Genomic DNA, 16,337 nt, shown 5'->3' with positions numbered 1-16,337 from the left:
AGTCTGTTCGGACTGAGTTCGCTCAGCCCGGATGTACTCGGACGCGCCCCCGTAGCCCAATGGCAGAGGCAGACGACTTAAAATCGTCACAGTCTGGGTTCGAGTCCCAGCGGGGGCACCATCATCCGGCACCGAACTTCCGACTGAGGCCGGACTCGGCGGACTCTCCCAGGCCGACACGCTTCTCTCCACCGACGATGACGTCGAAGGCGATCGGCGGGTCAGGCGCCGACGGCACGCTCGGAGACGGAGCTGAGCAGGAGACTGGTCTCGCTGTTGAGGACACCGGGGATGGAACGGATTCGTCCAAGGAGCCGGTCGAACTCGCCCAGGTCAGCGGTGCGCAACTCGGCGACGAGGTCCCAGGCCCCGTTGGTCGTGTGCAGCGAACTGACCTCCGGATAGCCGCGCAGGGCCCGGATGACGTCACTCGTCGCCCGACCCTCTACCTCGATGAACGAGATGGCCTGCACCACGCCCGGATCCTGGTCCTCACGCACCCGGATGGAGAACCCCACGACAGTGCCCGACTGCACAAGACGGGCCAATCGATTGTCGACGGTGGAGCGGGTCACGCCGAGCTCACGAGCGAGTGCAGCGACTGGTTCTCGCCCGTTCACCCGGAGCAGACTGATCAGCCTGTGGTCGAGGTCATCCAGGGGCATACGCATAGAGTACGGCTCGGGTATGCAAAGTGTGCAATTCCTCATCGTAATTAGTGGGAAAATCCACTATCGATGACGTATTCGCGCACCGTAGCGTTGGAATCCTGATCGAAGGAGGCGCCGAGTGGTGCAGTGCGCAGAAATGACCAACAGCTCCCGGAGCCGCGTGTCCGGGAGTCTACCCATTCCAGCCCACGTCTTCACCAGGGTCTGACCGTCGTGTCGGTTCAGTCACCGGGCACGGTCGTCCTCATCCGTCCGCACCGGTTCACGCCCAACTCTCAAACCGCCGATGACAACACGTTCCAGCCGCTCGTCGACCTGTCGAACCTGAACGAACATCACCACACGGCCCACGGCGAAGTGACCGTCGTGGCCGAGACCCTGCGCGCCAATGGAATCACCGTGCACCTCTTCGAGGACGAGCACGAGGGCCGTCCCGACAGCGTCTTCCCCAACAACTGGTTTTCCACCCACGCCGGCGGCCATATCGCCGTCTATCCGATGCGCACGCCCAACCGCCGCACGGAACGTCGCCAGGACATCCTGGAACTGCTCAAACAGAACTATCGCGTGCAGGACGTGATCGACTACTCCGGCCTCGAATTCGACGGGATCTACCTCGAAGGCACCGGTGCGATGGTACTCGACCACGTCAGCAGAGTCGCCTATGTGGCCAGGTCACAGCGTGCGGATCCTGTCGCCCTCGAACGCTTCTGCACCAACTTCGGCTACGAACCGTTGGTTTTCGACGCCGTCGATGATTCGGGTATCCCGATTTACCACACCAACGTGATGATGTGTGTGGGGACCCGGTTCGCATTGATCGGGCTTGAGCTCATGACTTCGCGCGATCGTCGTGACGAGGTCGTTGAGCGTCTGACGTCTTCGGGCCGCACCGTCATCGAATTGTCGTCCGCCCAGATCAAGGAATTCTGCGGTAACGCCATCGAACTCGAGGGAGACCGGGGCAGGATCCTCGCGCTGTCCCGTCGGGCGTTCACGGCGTTGACGGAACGCCAGCGGGAAACACTCGAGGAGTCCTGCCGTCTTGTGCCCGTGGACGTGCCGACGATAGAACTGGCCGGCGGTTCCATCCGGTGTATGCTCGCCGGAATCCACCTGGATCGACGACGTCACCAGGACAGGTGGCCAACGTCTGCCCCGGCTCCGTTCAGTGCGCTGGGCGCGCGGCAGTAGGGGTGCTTGTCTGCTCCGGAACGACCGCGGATGCCCGGTTCCGACGACTGCTTCGGGCTGGCCCTGGCCAGTCTTGGGTCCCGGCCACGCCCGCCTGGTAAGCGGCTGCTCCGGCGGTACCTGCGCTTGAAGCGTCGGAGTCTGTTCGGACTGAGTTCGCTCAGCGCGGATGCACTCGGACGCGCCCCGTAGCCCAATGGCAGAGGCAGACGACTTGAAATCGTCACAGTGTGGGTCTGAGTCCCAGCGGCGGCACTCATCCTCGTCGGCGGGATCTCGGCCGCACAAGCTGGTTCGCGCTGCGCAGCACCGTCGGTGCCGTCAGGGTCGCACAGTCCAGCTCGACCGTGGAGCGGATGCTGAACACCGCACTTTCGCCCGCGAGCAGTGTGATCAGCATGTCGTCGACCCGGGCGGACTGGTCTACCTTGTCCACCAGGACGGCAAGATCGCGGGTGAGCGTTGCGGCCGTCACCGTGAGCAGGTAGCCGTTCGGGACCCGTTCGAGTGACGAAGACAACGACGGGGCACCGAGCCGGGTGTCGCGGGGCTCGGCGAAGAACCAGTGGCCACGCACCCCGCTGAGCTCGGCCCGGAGGAGTTCCGCTGCCGCATCCGTTGTCGCGGAGACGGATGCGGGCAGCGGCACGGTCACCGTGGACCGCGCGGGCAGGGTGACCCGTTCCGCGTGCTCGGCCAGCACGATTCCCGCGTCTGTGAGGCGTCGGACGATGAGCTCGCCCGACCAGGGTGAAGCCTCGTCGTTGACGACGACCGCGGCCAGCGTTCCCCCCGCGCGCGGTTGAATGGTCACCAGTCTGTCGGCGTAGGCGTGGCGGATCGCGTAGAGCAGCGGCTTGGGCCGCCCATAGCCGTCGACGGCCGCCCAGGACGTGACCGGCCAGCAGTCGTTGAGCTGCCAGACGACGCTGCCCATGCAGTGCGGTTGCAGGGAACGGAAGTGTTCGATGGCGGTGCCGATGGCGTTGGCCTGGTTGAGCGACATCGCCCAGTGCCAGTCGTCGATGTCGTCGGGCAACGGGTAGTGGGCGAGCAGGCCGTCGGTGAGCTTCACGTTGCCCTCCATCGCCTTCTGGTGCACCAGCATGCCGGGGGACTCGGGAGTGAGCGGGGAGTCGCTGATCGATGCGCGCATGGTCGACCAGGTCGGTGGGCCCTGCCAGCCGAATTCCGCTACGAAGCGGGGCGTGTACTCACGGTAGGCGGGGTAGTCGCGCTGGTTCCACAGGTCCCAGATGTGCATCGTGCCGTTGTTCGCATCGTTCGGCGTGAGTGTTCCGTCACGGCCGAGACCGTCGATGCCGCCCGGGGTGAACGGGCTTCCCGGCGTGTATCCGATGTGCGGCGCCAGTTCGGCCACGATGCGCGGGAAGAGCTCGTAGTAGTAGCCCGCGCCCCAGGTCTTGCCATCCAGTCTCGTCTTCCAGTTCCACTCCTCGTGGCCCCAGAGGTTCTCGTTGTTGCCGTTGAGCACGATCAGCGATGGGTGCGACGCCAGCCTGGCCACGTTGTCGCGGGCCTCCGCTTCGATCTCGCCGAACAGGGGCGCCTCTTCGGAGTAGGCGGCGCAGGCGAGAAGGAAGTCCTGCCACGTGAGCATGCCGCGGTCGTCGCAGAGCTCGAAGAAGTCGTCGGCCTCGAAGATGCCGCCGCCCCAGACCCGGAGCAGGTTGATGTTGGCGAATTCGGCCTGCTCGATGCGGTCCCGGTACCGGTCCCGGTCGACCCGGTGCGGAAAGGAGTCGTCGGGGATCCAGTTGGCCCCGCGAACGAAGACCGGGTGCCCGTTGACGGCGATCGTGAACGGTGTCCCTGTGGCATCCGGCTCGGTGTCGAACGACACGGTACGGAAGCCCACGCGCCGGTGTGCCGAATCGAGTTCGAGTGCTTCGGCGTCGTCCGCGCCCGAATCGTGCAACGTCACGTCGACGGCATAGAGCGGCTGCTCGCCGTAGCCCCGCGGCCACCACCGCGACACCTCGGCAACCTGCAGCGTCACGACCGCGCTCGTCTGGCCCGCGTTCAGAGTGGCCGAGCCGGTCACGCCTCCGACGGATGCCGTCACGATGAGATCTGCGTCGCTCGCCCGGGCGACCTCGACGTGCACGGCGACCGTGCCCGAGTGCCGGGCCGTCCCGTCTGCCCGGACAAGGGTGTCCACGGTGGCGATCGGGCGCACGGACTCGATCCGCGCCGTCGCCCAGCATTCGAGGGCGACCGGGCGCCAGATGCCCGATGTGCTCGTGTCGATGCCCCAGTCCCAGCCGAAGCTGCAGGCCATCTTGCGGATCGCGTTGTACGGGTGGTGGTTCACGTGCGGGCGATAGCCGAGTTCGAGGCTGGCGGCATCCGCGGCCCGGATCGGAGAGGAGAACGTGACGGCGAGCTCGTTCAGGCCGGCGCGCAGATGGGTGCGCAGGTCGAATCGGTAACGGCGGTGCATATTCCTGGTCACGCCGATCCGGTGGCCGTTGAGTTCAACCGTCGCGATCGTGTCGAGACCGTCGAAGACGATCTCGCTCTGGGTGCTGCTGTTCGGCTGCCAGACGAAGGTCGTCGTGTATCGCCAGTCGGTGAGTCCGATCCAGCCGAGCAACTGCTCATTGCCGTCGAGGTACGGGTCGGGGATGAGGCCCGCGGCGAGGAGGTCGGTGTGCACCGACCCGGGAACGCTTGCCGGAATTGTGTGCTGGCGCACGGCCCGGGGGACAGGGCCGTCGAGCGCGGTGACGGTCCAGTCGGCGAGGAGGCGTCGGATCGGGTGACTCGTGGGCACGACGGCCTGGATGGTGGTGTCAGTCATGATGTGGCGGCAGCGACCCGACGACGCCCGGATGGGTGAAATCAGGAATCTGAAATCCGGGCGAGATCGTCATATCGCCTACGTTACGACACGACGCCGCCACCCCGGTAGACCGGGGTGCGCTGGGGCGGGCTGAGCGCTCGCGTCCGGAAGGGCACGACAGAGGCCTTGACAGCACACTTGTTTTTTGCAAGTATGACGTCAGTCCACATGGGAACCTCTACAAGGAGACACGATGACCGCGATGTTCGTCAACCTGCCGGTGACCGACCTGGAGCGCGCAAAGGCGTTCTACACGGCGCTCGGATTCACCATCAACCCGGCCTTCTCGGACCACAACGCGGCCTGCGTCGTCGTCGAAGAAGACCACAGCTACTTTATGATCCTTGTCCGCGAGTACTTTCAGACCTTCACCGACCTTCCGATCGGAGATCCGGCCGTGAACCCCTCCGTGTCGACCGCGATCTTCCTGGACAGTCGCGAGGCGGTCGACAAGGCCGTCACCGACGGCGTCGCCGCTGGAGGCTCTGAGCCCAAACCGGCCTCGGACTACGGCTTCATGTACCAGCGCCAGCTGAACGACCCCGACGGCAACTTCCTCGAGTTCGGCTGGATGGACCCGGTAGCAGCCGCTCAGGGCCCCGAAGCCTTCGCGAATCAGCAGGACTGAGGTCGATGGCCGCACGCGACTATGGTCAATACGGTGGCGTCACGCGAGGCCTGGAGCTTGTGGGAGAGCGCTGGGCCCTGCTCATCGTCCGCGACCTGCTCGTCGGGCCGCGGCGCTACGGCGAACTCGCCGGGGGACTCGCTCGGATCCCGAGCAACATCCTGGCCGCACGGCTGAAGGAGCTGCAGGCGGCGGGCATCATCCGACGGGTGCCTCATTCGCGCGTCATCGTCTACGAGCTGACGCCGTACGGCCGCGAGCTCGAGCCCGTGGTGCTCGCACTCGGGGCGTGGGGATTCAAATCCCTGGGCGATCCGCGGGAGGAGCAGGTCATCACCCCTGACGCCATGACGATGGACCTCCGGACCGCGTTTCGTCCGCAGGTCGCGGAGCAGCTCCCGGCGACCGCGTACGCAGCGCGGTTCGGTCATGCCGAGCTTCTGATCCGGGTTGACGGCTCCACCCTCGATGTGACGCGCGGTGATGGGCCCGTCGACCTCGCCTTCGCCGCTGGTCCGGGCATCCGCCGGCTCATTTCCGGTGAGCTCGGCCCGGAGCGCGCGATCGAGACCGGGGTCGTCGAGGTGCTGCGTGGTCGCCGTGCCCTCCTCGGTCGCTTCGCGAGCACGTTTCACCTGGCCGCCTGAGCCGAGCGCGGTACCGCTACGGCTGCACCCGGAATGCCCTGCGTCTGGACCTGGGGTCGCGGCCCGGCGTAGTGTGTCCGGCATGTCGCTGTTCTGGGAAGAAGTCGTCGTCGATTGTCGCGACCCGAAGGGGCTCGGGCGATGGTGGCAGGAGGCTCTCGGCTGGATCGTGGTCGGCGAGAGCGACGACGAGCTCGAACTCGCCGCGGCCGAGGGTGCGCACCCGACCCTGCTGTTCGGCGCTGTCCCCGAGGGAAAGACCGTGAAGAACCGGCTCCACCTCGACTTCGTCCCCGACGACCAGGCCGCCGAGGTCGGGCGCCTGCTCGGCCTCGGGGCGACCCGTGCCGATGTGGGCCAGCGAGACGTCCCCTGGGTAGTCCTGGCGGACCCGGAGGGCAATGAATTCTGCGTGCTCTCGGCCCGCACGGTTGGTTAGCGCCCGTGTCCGTCGAGCACGGCGGCCGCGAAAAGGCGAGCGCCCTAAACTAGCGTTATGGCGAGGCAAGACGGGGCAGCACGCACACCGGACAAGGTGGTGCACAAGGTGCTCAACAACAACGTCGTCATCTCGATCGACGAGTCCGGTCAGGAACGCGTGCTGATGGGACGCGGGCTGGGATTCCAACTGCTTCCCAGCGACACGATCGATCCCGCCAAGGTCGAGAAGACCTTCGTCCTCGATCAGGGCAGTGAAGCCGACCATGCCCGCCAACTCCTCGCGTCCGTGCCGTACCCGGTCATCGAAGCGGTCACGCGGGCGGTCGACGAGGCGGAACGGACCCTGGGCCGAAGCCTCGGTCGCCGATTGCCGCTCGCCATCATCGACCACATCCAATTCGTGCTCGAACGGATGCAGAAAGGCATCCGCATCCCGACGACGTCGATGCCCGAATTACGCGTCCTGCATCCGCAGGAGTTCGACGCCGCGACGGCAATGGCCCGATCGGTCAGCGCCAGCCTGGACACCGCCCTCCCGGACGAGGAAGCGGTGTTCCTCACCATGCATCTCCTCAACGCGACCAGGGACGAGCCCAATGGAACCGCGGCACTGCTCTTCCGTCGGGTGCAGCACGTGGTGACGACGGTCGAGGGCGGCCTCGGCGTGCACCTGGACACGGCGAGCCCGGACTACGCGCGGTTCATCCTGCACATCCAATTCCTCCTGCAGCGGCTGGTGGCGAAGTCGATGTTGCGCGGCTCGGACACGTCCTTCTTCGAATTCGCCAAACACAGCTACCCCCGCTCCTACGCCATCGCCGCCGACGTCAAGTCGTACGTCAGTGCCGCCACCGGCTCCGACCTCACCGACGAAGAGCTCCTGTACGTGATCGTGCACGTCGAGCGACTGGCGAACCAGATGGTGGATGGCGCCGCCACCTGATCGTGTGCTACGTTGAGACCGCAGGGCGACGACGCTCTGTGGAAGCATTTTCGGATTGTTACCGCATCAGCGGGCAAAACCTGAACTCGCATCGCCAGTACGGCGATGAATGAGTTCAGGTCTTTTTTTTGCCCAAAACACCGATTGATCGCTTCCTGAGCATGGAAGTCGCGATGTCGCGGCGGAAGGTGAATGAGACCGATGGACTACTCCAAGACCGCAGCTGCGGTCCTCAAGGGTGTGGGCGGCGAAGAAAACGTCCAGTCGCTCGTGCATTGCGCGACGCGGCTGAGATTCGTCATCAAGGACGACGCGAAGGTCGACAAGGCGGCGGTCAAGGCCACCCCCGGCGTCATCGCGACGGCCGAGGCCGGCGGTCAGTACCAGGTCGTCATCGGCAATGAGGTACCCGAGGTCTTCGCCGAGATCACGAAGATCTCGAAGCTCGGCGGCGCCTCCTCCTCCGGCGGCCAGGCCGCCCAGGACGGCCCGAAGGGCAACCTCGTCAACCGTTTCATCGCGATGATCTCGGCGATCTTCACCCCGCTGGTGTGGGCGCTCGCGGGCACCGGCCTCCTGAAGGCCTTCCTGGCCGCAGCGGTCACGTTCGCCTGGATCGACAACACGACGACGACGTACACGATCCTGAACGCACTCTCGGATGCCTTCATCAACTTCCTGCCGCTGGCGCTCGCGATCACCGCGGCGAAGTACTTCAACGCGAGCCAGTTCACGTCGCTCGCCATCGCCGGTTCGTTCGTGTACCCCTCGATCGTCGCGCTCAACGGCGTGCCCGACATCACCTTCTTCGGCATCCCGGTGACGATGGTCAGCTACGTCTCGAGCGTCATCCCGATCATCGTCATCGTGTGGTTGCAGAGTCACGGAGAGCGGTTCCTGTACGCCGCACTGCCGGCCGCGATCCGCCGATTCGTGACACCCATGATCATGGTGATCATCCTGGTACCGCTCACCTTCCTGGTGATCGGCCCGCTCTCCAACCTGATCAGCACGGGACTGGCCGGCGGTATCGGCTGGGTCTTCACGGTCGTGCCCTGGCTCGGTGGAGCCATCATGGGCGGCCTCTGGCAGGTCTTCGTCATCTTCGGCCTGCACTGGGGCTTCGTCCCGCTGATGACCGCCGAACTGCAGAGCACCGGGTTGATCTACATCACCGCGCCGCTCTTCGCCGCGGTGCTGGCACAGGCTGCGGCCGTCGCCGGGGTCTGGGTGCGCACCCGCAACTCGAACCTGAAGTCGCTCGCTGCCCCGGCCACCCTGTCGGGCTTCCTCGCCGGTATCACGGAGCCGGCCATCTACGGCGTGAACCTGCCGCTCAAGCGGCCGTTCGTCTTCGGAGTCGTCGGTGGTGTCCTCGGTGGAGCCCTGATCTCGGCCGGCGGCGTCGCCGCGAACGCCTTCGTGCTGCCCTCGCTGCTGGCGCTGCCAGCCCTGTTCGGTACCGGAAACACCGTGATGCTGATTCTGGGCCTTCTCGTCGCCATCATCGTGCCGTTCGGCCTGACCGTGATCCTCGGATTCAAGGATCCGGCCAACGAGGCCGCCGCAGTCGTGGACGGCACCGACCTCGAGGTGCTGAGCCCGCTCGACGGCACCGCCGTTGCACTGAGCGAGGTTCCCGACGCCGTCTTCGCCGGCGGCGACCTCGGCAAGGGTGTTGCGATCATTCCCCGTGTCGGCGCCGTCTACGCCCCGTTCGACGCTCTCGTCGTAGCCGCATTCCCGACCGGGCATGCCATCGGGCTGCAGCACGCGGATGGAGCGGACGTGTTGATCCACGTCGGCATCGACACGGTCAAGCTCGGTGGCAAGTACTTCTCCCTGAAGGTGGAGAAGGGCCAGCAGGTCAAGGCCGGCGATCTCCTTCTCGAGTTCGACATCAACGCGATCACGGCAGCCGGATACGACATCACGACGCCGGTCATCATCACGAACCCGAAGAAGTATCCGGCCATCGGCTCACCAGCCTCGGGCCCGGTAGCGCACGGAGACCCCCTCTTCCTGGCGATCGCCGAGGAAGAACTGGCCACCGCGAAGTAAGCGAGGGCGGTTTGTACGTCCCGGTGGAGGAGCGGCTCGGCTGCTCCTCCACCGGCCATCTGCGTAATACGTAGTCAGTAGTAAAAGGAGTACACGAATGACCGATTCAACACCCGTCACATTCCCGCAGGGCTTTCTCTGGGGCGGTGCGACCGCCGCGAACCAGATCGAGGGTGCATACAACGAGGGCGGCAAAGGCCTGTCCATCCAGGACGTCATGCCGCAGGGAATCACGACGCCGCGCACCGCGGGCCCCACGGACGACAACCTCAAGCAGGTGGCCATCGACTTCTACCACCGCTATGCCGAGGACATCGCCCTGTTCGCCGACATGGGCTTCCGGACCTTCCGCTTCTCGATCGCCTGGAGCAGGATCTTCCCGCTCGGCGACGAGGCGGAGCCCAATGAGGAGGGCCTCGCGTTCTACGACCGCGTCATCGACGAGTGCGAGAAGCACGGCATCGAACCGTTGGTCACCATCTCGCACTACGAGACCCCGCTGCACCTGACGGAGACCTACGACGGTTGGGTCAACCGTGACCTGATCGGATTCTACGAGCGGTACGCGCGGGTGCTCTTCGCCCGATACGGCGCCCGGGTGAAGTACTGGCTCACCTTCAACGAGATCAACTCCGTGCTGCACGCCCCGCTGTTGTCTGGCGGCATCAACACACCGAAGGACCAGCTCACCCGGACCGACCTGTATCAGGCCGTGCACAACGAGCTGGTGGCGAGTGCGCTCGCGACCAAGGCCGCCCGCGAGCTCGCCCCGTCCGCCCTGATCGGCTGCATGATCCTCGCGATGCCGGTCTATCCGTTGTCGCCCGATCCCGACGACGTGATGGCCTCGCTCACCACCGAGCGCACCAACCTCGCCTTCGGCGACATCCACGTGCGCGGAGAATACCCGGGGTACTACCTGCGCAGCCTGCGCGACCAGGGCGTCGAACTGGTGATCACCGACGACGACCGGGCACTGCTCAAGGAGAACACCGTCGACTTCGTCTCCTTCAGCTACTACGTGAGCGTGGCGGAAACCGCCGACACATCGAATCGTGTCACGGGCGAAGGGAACATCTTCCCCGGGGTCGCCAACCCGACGCTGAAGGCATCCGAGTGGGGCTGGCAGATCGACCCGGTCGGCCTGCGCATCGTGCTGAACCAGTTCTGGGACCGCTGGCAGAAGCCGCTGTTCATCGTCGAGAACGGTCTCGGAGCGAAGGATGAGCTCGTCACGGTCGACGGCCGGAAGACCGTCATCGACGACTACCGCATCGAGTACTTCAACGATCACCTCGTGCAGGTCGGCGAGGCCGTCGCCGACGGCGTCGACGTGATGGGCTACACCTCCTGGGGCTGCATCGACCTCGTCAGCGCCAGCACGGCACAGATGAGCAAGCGGTACGGGTTCATCTACGTCGACCGCAACGATGACGGAACGGGCACCCTCGACCGTTTCAAGAAGAAGTCGTTCGACTGGTACGCCGAGGTCATCCGATCCAATGGTGCGAGCCTCACCCGATAGCGTAGAACCAAACGGGTTCGTCCCGTCGGCTGCCTCCTGGATGCACTGTCCCGGAGGCGGCCTCGTCTGGAGCAGATCATGATTTCCCCCCGCATTGCCTTCCTCGACGTCGACGGCACCCTCATCGACTCCGGCGAGGCGATCGCACCATCGTCGATCGAGGCGGTGCGCAGCGCCCGGAAGAACGGTCACCTCGTGTACCTCAGCACGGGGCGGGCGTCGGTGGAGATCTACCCGGCGATCCGGGACATCGGCTTCGACGGGGCGATCAGCGCCGGCGGCGGGTTCGCCGAAGTCGGCGGCGACGTCGTGATCTCCCGCACGATGCCCGAACCGGCGGTGGCGCGAATGGTCGGGTTCTACGAGGCCGCGGGCTACGACTTCTACCTCCAGTCCTACGACACGCTCTACCCGAGCCCCGGGGTGCGCTCGCGCTTCGCGACCTACCTCGAGGACGACAGGGAACGAAAGGGTGATCCCCGGCCCGACCTCGCCTCCGTCACCGGGGCCGAGGAACACCCGGTCCTGAAGGCTTTCGGAGACGTGCGGCCGCTGTCATTCACGGGCATCGCCAAGTCGGTCTTCCTGGCCGGTGACCTTCGGGCCTTCGATCGAGTCTCGAACGCGCTCGGCGACGATTTCCACGTCATCACCGGCACCATTCCCCACATGGGTCGCGGCAGCGGCGAGGTGACCCTGGGCGGGGTGAACAAGGGCAGCACGATCCTGAAGTTGCTCGACCTGCTCGGCCTCGACGCGGCATCCGCCATCGGCATCGGCGACAGCAGCAACGACATCGAAATGCTCCAGGTGTGCGGTGTCGGCATCGCGATGGGCAATGCCACCGACGAGGTCAAGTCCCACGCCGACGAGGTCACCACCGCCGTGCTCGACGACGGGGTCTGGAACGCCTTCCGCCGCCATGGCCTGATCTGAGCGGATGCCGGTACCGACAGGGCGCGGCGTCGCCGGTGTGCGAAACGACGGGGTCAGAGCCGCGTCGTGGATGCGCGCGGGATGAGGCGCACCGGGACACGGTGCACTCCCGGATGCGGCTGTCCCTTGATGGCGTCGATGAGTTCGCGTGCCACCGCCCGGCCCAGCTCCTGGAGATTCATGTCGATCGTGGTGATCGGCGGGCGTGAATGCACGCTGAACAGTTCCCAGTTGTCGTAGCCGACGACGGCGACGTCCTCGGGCACGCGGAGGTTCTCATCGCGCAATTGCTCGATGGCGCCCCGGGCGATCTGGTCGCTGGCGCAGAAGATCGCGTCGAAGTGGTGCCCGGCCTCGATGAGGGCATGCACGCACTGACGGCCCCAGTCCTCGCTCCAGTCGCCGTACAGGTTCTCACCGCCGACGAGCTGCAGGCCATGCCGCTTCATCGCCTGGGTGGCGCCGGTGAGCCGTTCGACGGCCGCCGAGAAGGTGGGATCGCCGCTGATCGCGACGATACCGCGTCGGCCCCGGGAGACGAGGTGGTCGATGGCGAGGTCGGTGCCCTGGGAATTGTCCGTCGTGAATGAGGAGTCCTTCGGGTCCTGGCTGGCGGCGAACGCATAGGCGACCGGTACCGTCACCTGTTCCGTGATCGAAGGGCGGGACGTGTCACTGTCGCCCAGGACGATGATGCCGTCGACGCGTTTCGCCATGAGGGTGCGCAACTGGTGCGACTCCCGGATGGAGTCGTTCCGGGCATCCGTGAGGATGACCGACGTGGAGTCCGCACCGAAGGCGTCCTCGACGCCGAGAAGAATCGGAACGACGAACCGGTTGGCGAGGTCTGCGGTCAGGACGCCGATGGTGCCCGTGATCGACGAATTGAGTGCGCGGGCGAACGGGTTGGGCGTGAAGGCGAGGCTCCGGGCCACCTCCTCGACGTGCTGCCGGGTTGCCTCGCGCACGACGGTCTTGCCGTTGAGAGCCTTGGACGCCGTCGCAATGGACACGCCGGCGGCACGCGCCACGTCGGCGAGGGTGACTGCGTCATTCGTCTTGCCCATGGTGTCCTTTCGCCTCTGAAACCGATGTCGAGGCCGATCATTGTTCGGCCGAGTCGCGTGAAACCCTACGAGAAAAGACTGTACCCCGCGTGCCCCGCAATTCACTGACAAAAGAGACAAATTCCGATTGACGTACCGGGAAACTCAGTGCTAGCCTCGCCCTATTGAAACTAGTTTTATTTGTTTCACAATTCTGCTCTGATATTCCTGCCCTATTCCAATGAAGGAAAAACGTGATGACAATGAAGTTCGTACGTAGCACGATGGCCGTCGCCGGGGTCGCGACCCTCGCACTGGCCATGGCCGGATGCTCGGCTGCCGGTGGCAGCTCCAGCAGTGCCGGCAGCACCGAGTACACAGTGTGGGATCCGTATCCCCAGCACGACGCCAGCTCCGACTGGGCCAAGCGCATCGATGCCTGCGGTGTCGACGCCGGCGTGACCATCAAACGTACGGCGTACGACTCCCAGTCGCTGACCAACCAGTCCCTTCTTGCCGCCCAGGAGGGCACCGCAGCCGACGTCATCCTCCTCGACAACCCGGCCGTGACGACCCTGGCAGACACTGGCGCCCTGAACGACATGGAGTCCATCGGGCTCGACACATCCGCGATCGACCCCAATCTCCTCGGGGCCGGTGTCCTCGACGGCAAGACGTACGGCATTCCCGTCGGCGCCAACACCCTCGCGCTCTATTACAACAAGGACGTCCTTGACGCGGCGGGCGTCAATCCTGCGACGGTCACGGACTGGGCCAGCCTCACCGCAGCCCTGCAGCAGGTCAAGACCGCCGGTCACAAGGGCATCACCTTCGCCGGCTTCGCGAGCGAAGAAGGAACCTTCCAGTTCCTGCCGTTCTTCTGGGGAGCCGGAGCCAACCTCAACAAGCTCGACTCGACCCAGGCGATTTCTGCGTTGACACTGTGGACCGACTGGGTCAGCCAGGGCCTCGCGCCGAACTCAGTCATCACGAATTCGCAGAACACCAACTGGGAGGAATTCCTCACCGGTGACTTCGGCTTCGCGGTGAACGGCACGTGGCAGGTCAACAGCGCAGCGAAGGCCAGCTTCAAGACCGGCTACATCACCATCCCGGCCGAGGCCGGGGGAGCGGCTCCCGCACCGACCGGCGGCGAATTCATGGTCATCCCGACCCAGAAGGACACGGCGCGCTACGACGTGTCCAAGAAGATCGTCGAATGCATGAGCACCACCGCAGGCCAGGTCAAGACCGCCGACACGTTCGCGTACTACATCCCCGCGACCACGGCAGGCCAGGCCGCCCTGCTTGTCGAACACCCGGAACTCTCGGTGTGGGTCGACGCCGTGAAGGCAGCCAAGGGGCGCACCAGCGACAACCTCGGTGCGAACTACCCGAAGATCTCAGAGCAGGTCTATACCGCCATCCAGAACGCACTGAGCGGTGCGATGACGCCCACGGAAGCGCTGAAGGAAGCCCAGACCGCTGCCGCAGCAGCTATCGCCAAGTAGACCGAAGCCTCCCACCGAGAACACGAAGGGCATCCCACCATGACCACACTTCCTGCCCGCGTCGGGGCCGCACGCCCCGACGCGGGTGGGGCGGTCGGCACATCCGCTCCACTCCCCCCGAAAAAAAGATCGAGGCGAACTTCTTTCGGCACCAGCCAGTGGGTTGCCCTGGCCTTCGTCGCCCCTCTCATCGCCTACCTCATCATCTTCTACGCGTTCCCGCTCTATCGGAACATCGAACTGAGCCTCCACGACTACACCCCGCGCGCCTTCGTGCAGGGCAATGCCGCGTTCGTCGGCATCGAAAACTATGTCGCCGTCTTCGGATCGAAAACGTTCGCCAAGGCGCTGACCAACACGGCGCTGTTCACCGTCGTCTCAATCGCGTTCCAGTTCGGCATCGGCCTCATCCTCGCCGTCTTCTTCCGGAACAACTTCCGACTCAACGGCGTCTTGCGAGGGTTGTTCCTGGTCCCGTGGCTGCTCCCGCTGATCGTGTCCGCGTCGACCTGGTCGTCCATGATGAACTCGGACAACGGGGTGATCAACTCGGCCCTCAGCGTGATCGGGGTCGCACCCGTGAACTGGCTGACCTCGCCCGATCTGGTGCTTGCGTCCGTGATCATCGCGAATATCTGGCTGGGGATCCCGTTCAACCTCGTCGTCCTCTACTCGGGTCTGCAAAACATTCCCGAAGACCTCTACGAGGCTGCCTCCCTCGATGGTGCGAACGCGTGGCAGAAATTCTGGCGGATCACCTTCCCGTTGCTGCGTCCGGTTTCGCTGATCACGATCCTGCTCGGGCTGATCTACACGCTGAAAGTCGTCGACATCATCTGGATCATGACGGCCGGCGGCCCGGGGGATTCCTCGACCACCTTCGCCACCTGGTCGTACCGGGAGGCCTTCGGAACGGGCAACCCCGACTTCAGCCCGGCTGCAGCCGTGGGCAACGTCCTGATCCTGATCGCCCTGATCTTCGGGTTCATCTATCTGCGCATTCAGAACAGGACGGAGAAATAATGTCTCATCGACGCTCCTGGTGGAAGACCGCGATCGGACTCCTCCTCACCGCTGTCATGCTCTTTCCCGTGTACTGGATGATCAACGTCTCCTTCACGAAGACAAGCGATCTGCGCGATTCACCGCCCAACCTCTTCCCATTCTCACCGACGCTCGACGGCTACACCGCGGTGCTTTCGCAGCAATTGCCATACCTCGGCACGAGTCTCCTGATCGGCCTTGGCACGGTTGTCGTCACGCTCGTCATCTCCGCGCCTGCCGGCTACGCGCTCGCCAAATTGCGCTTGCGAGGTGCTGCCCCGCTCACGTTCATCCTGCTGGTCGCGCAGATGATCCCCGGTGTCGTGATGGCGATGGGGTTCTACGCCATCTACCTGAACAGCGGACTCCTCAATACCGTCGGTGGCCTGATCCTCGCTGATTCGACGATCGCCGTTCCGTTCGGTGTCCTCCTCTTCACTGCCTTCATGTCCGGTATCCCCAACGAACTCATCCAGGCGGCCACGGTCGATGGAGCAGGACCGTGGCGCACCTTCCGGTCGATCGTGCTGCCCGTGAGCCGGAACTCCGCGATCACGGTCTCCCTGTTCGCCTTCCTGTGGGCGTGGTCCGACTTCATCTTCGCGTCGACCCTCTCCCGGAGCGGGCAATTCCTGCCGATCACCCTGGGCATCTACAAGTACATCGGCAACAACACCTCGCAATGGAACGCGATCATGGCTACCGCAGTCGTCGCGTCCATACCGGCGGCCATCCTGCTCATCGTCGCCCAGCGCTACGTCGCCGCCGGCGTGACCGCCGGCGCAGTAAAGGACTGACTCATTCCAGGCCAGAGCATCACCGTC

14 protein-coding genes and 2 tRNA genes are annotated in these 16,337 nt (G+C 65.0%); 13 read left to right on the top strand and 3 right to left on the bottom strand.

Going from position 1 to position 16,337, the window contains the following annotated elements:
• Positions 1-45 precede the first annotated feature (45 nt).
• A tRNA-Leu gene (locus E3O46_RS15380) sits at positions 46-121 on the top strand.
• A 100-nt stretch (positions 122-221) separates the two neighbouring features.
• On the opposite strand, the gene E3O46_RS15375 is transcribed toward E3O46_RS15380, so the two are convergent.
• Positions 222-665 (bottom strand): Lrp/AsnC family transcriptional regulator, encoded by a 444-nt coding sequence (locus E3O46_RS15375; RefSeq protein ID WP_134558260.1) that lies wholly within the window; start codon positions 663-665, stop codon positions 222-224.
• A 219-nt stretch (positions 666-884) separates the two neighbouring features.
• Between E3O46_RS15375 and ctlX the strand changes: the two genes are divergently transcribed.
• A complete protein-coding gene (gene ctlX / locus E3O46_RS15370; protein ID WP_198413729.1) occupies positions 885-1,865 on the top strand; it encodes a citrulline utilization hydrolase CtlX in 981 nt (326 codons plus the stop codon).
• Between the two features lie 183 nt (positions 1,866-2,048).
• Positions 2,049-2,120 (top strand) — tRNA-Ser (locus tag E3O46_RS15365).
• 1 nt (position 2,121) lies between these two features.
• Here E3O46_RS15365 and E3O46_RS15360 read toward each other — a convergent pair.
• A complete protein-coding gene (locus tag E3O46_RS15360) occupies positions 2,122-4,689 on the bottom strand; it encodes a glycoside hydrolase family 2 protein (protein WP_134558261.1) in 2,568 nt (855 codons plus the stop codon).
• A 235-nt stretch (positions 4,690-4,924) separates the two neighbouring features.
• Here E3O46_RS15360 and E3O46_RS15355 point away from each other — a divergent pair, with 235 nt between their 5' ends.
• The 7 genes from E3O46_RS15355 (at position 4,925) to E3O46_RS15325 (ending at position 11,912) form a co-directional block, all read left to right on the top strand.
• Positions 4,925-5,359, top strand: coding sequence for a VOC family protein (locus E3O46_RS15355; RefSeq protein ID WP_134448278.1), 435 nt, complete (start codon positions 4,925-4,927; stop codon positions 5,357-5,359).
• A gap of 5 nt (positions 5,360-5,364) precedes the next feature.
• Complete coding sequence (locus tag E3O46_RS15350; RefSeq protein WP_134448280.1) at positions 5,365-6,006, top strand: winged helix-turn-helix transcriptional regulator; 642 nt, start codon at positions 5,365-5,367, stop codon at positions 6,004-6,006.
• An 82-nt stretch (positions 6,007-6,088) separates the two neighbouring features.
• Positions 6,089-6,445 (top strand): VOC family protein, encoded by a 357-nt coding sequence (locus E3O46_RS15345; RefSeq protein WP_134448281.1) that lies wholly within the window; start codon positions 6,089-6,091, stop codon positions 6,443-6,445.
• Positions 6,446-6,502: 57 nt separating this feature from the next.
• Entirely contained in the window at positions 6,503-7,390 is an 888-nt protein-coding gene (locus E3O46_RS15340) for a PRD domain-containing protein (RefSeq protein WP_134448283.1), read from the top strand.
• A 201-nt stretch (positions 7,391-7,591) separates the two neighbouring features.
• Positions 7,592-9,451 (top strand): beta-glucoside-specific PTS transporter subunit IIABC, encoded by a 1,860-nt coding sequence (locus tag E3O46_RS15335; RefSeq protein ID WP_134562016.1) that lies wholly within the window; start codon positions 7,592-7,594, stop codon positions 9,449-9,451.
• Between the two features lie 97 nt (positions 9,452-9,548).
• Positions 9,549-10,976, top strand: a complete 1,428-nt coding sequence (locus tag E3O46_RS15330) for a glycoside hydrolase family 1 protein (RefSeq protein ID WP_134562015.1) — start codon at positions 9,549-9,551, stop codon at positions 10,974-10,976.
• Positions 10,977-11,054: 78 nt separating this feature from the next.
• Positions 11,055-11,912, top strand: coding sequence for a Cof-type HAD-IIB family hydrolase (locus E3O46_RS15325; RefSeq protein WP_134562014.1), 858 nt, complete (start codon positions 11,055-11,057; stop codon positions 11,910-11,912).
• 53 nt (positions 11,913-11,965) lie between these two features.
• On the opposite strand, the gene E3O46_RS15320 is transcribed toward E3O46_RS15325, so the two are convergent.
• A complete protein-coding gene (locus E3O46_RS15320; RefSeq protein WP_134448289.1) occupies positions 11,966-12,979 on the bottom strand; it encodes a LacI family DNA-binding transcriptional regulator in 1,014 nt (337 codons plus the stop codon).
• A 242-nt stretch (positions 12,980-13,221) separates the two neighbouring features.
• On the opposite strand from E3O46_RS15320, the gene E3O46_RS15315 reads away from it, so the two are divergent.
• The 3 genes from E3O46_RS15315 to E3O46_RS15305 are packed head-to-tail and all read left to right on the top strand — an operon-like array spanning position 13,222 to position 16,310.
• A complete protein-coding gene (locus E3O46_RS15315) occupies positions 13,222-14,469 on the top strand; it encodes a sugar ABC transporter substrate-binding protein (protein ID WP_134558264.1) in 1,248 nt (415 codons plus the stop codon).
• 39 nt (positions 14,470-14,508) lie between these two features.
• Complete coding sequence (locus E3O46_RS15310; protein ID WP_134448291.1) at positions 14,509-15,492, top strand: carbohydrate ABC transporter permease; 984 nt, start codon at positions 14,509-14,511, stop codon at positions 15,490-15,492.
• A complete protein-coding gene (locus tag E3O46_RS15305; protein ID WP_134448293.1) occupies positions 15,492-16,310 on the top strand; it encodes a carbohydrate ABC transporter permease in 819 nt (272 codons plus the stop codon). The genes E3O46_RS15310 and E3O46_RS15305 overlap by 1 nt, the downstream gene beginning before the upstream one ends.
• The last annotated feature ends 27 nt before the right edge of the window (positions 16,311-16,337 follow it).

Source organism: Cryobacterium glucosi, assembly GCF_004402235.1.
GTDB classification, from domain to species: Bacteria; Actinomycetota; Actinomycetes; order Actinomycetales; family Microbacteriaceae; genus Cryobacterium; species Cryobacterium glucosi.
The sequence above is the reverse complement of the archived record's forward strand: the minus strand, read 5'-3'. Positions and strand labels throughout refer to the sequence as shown.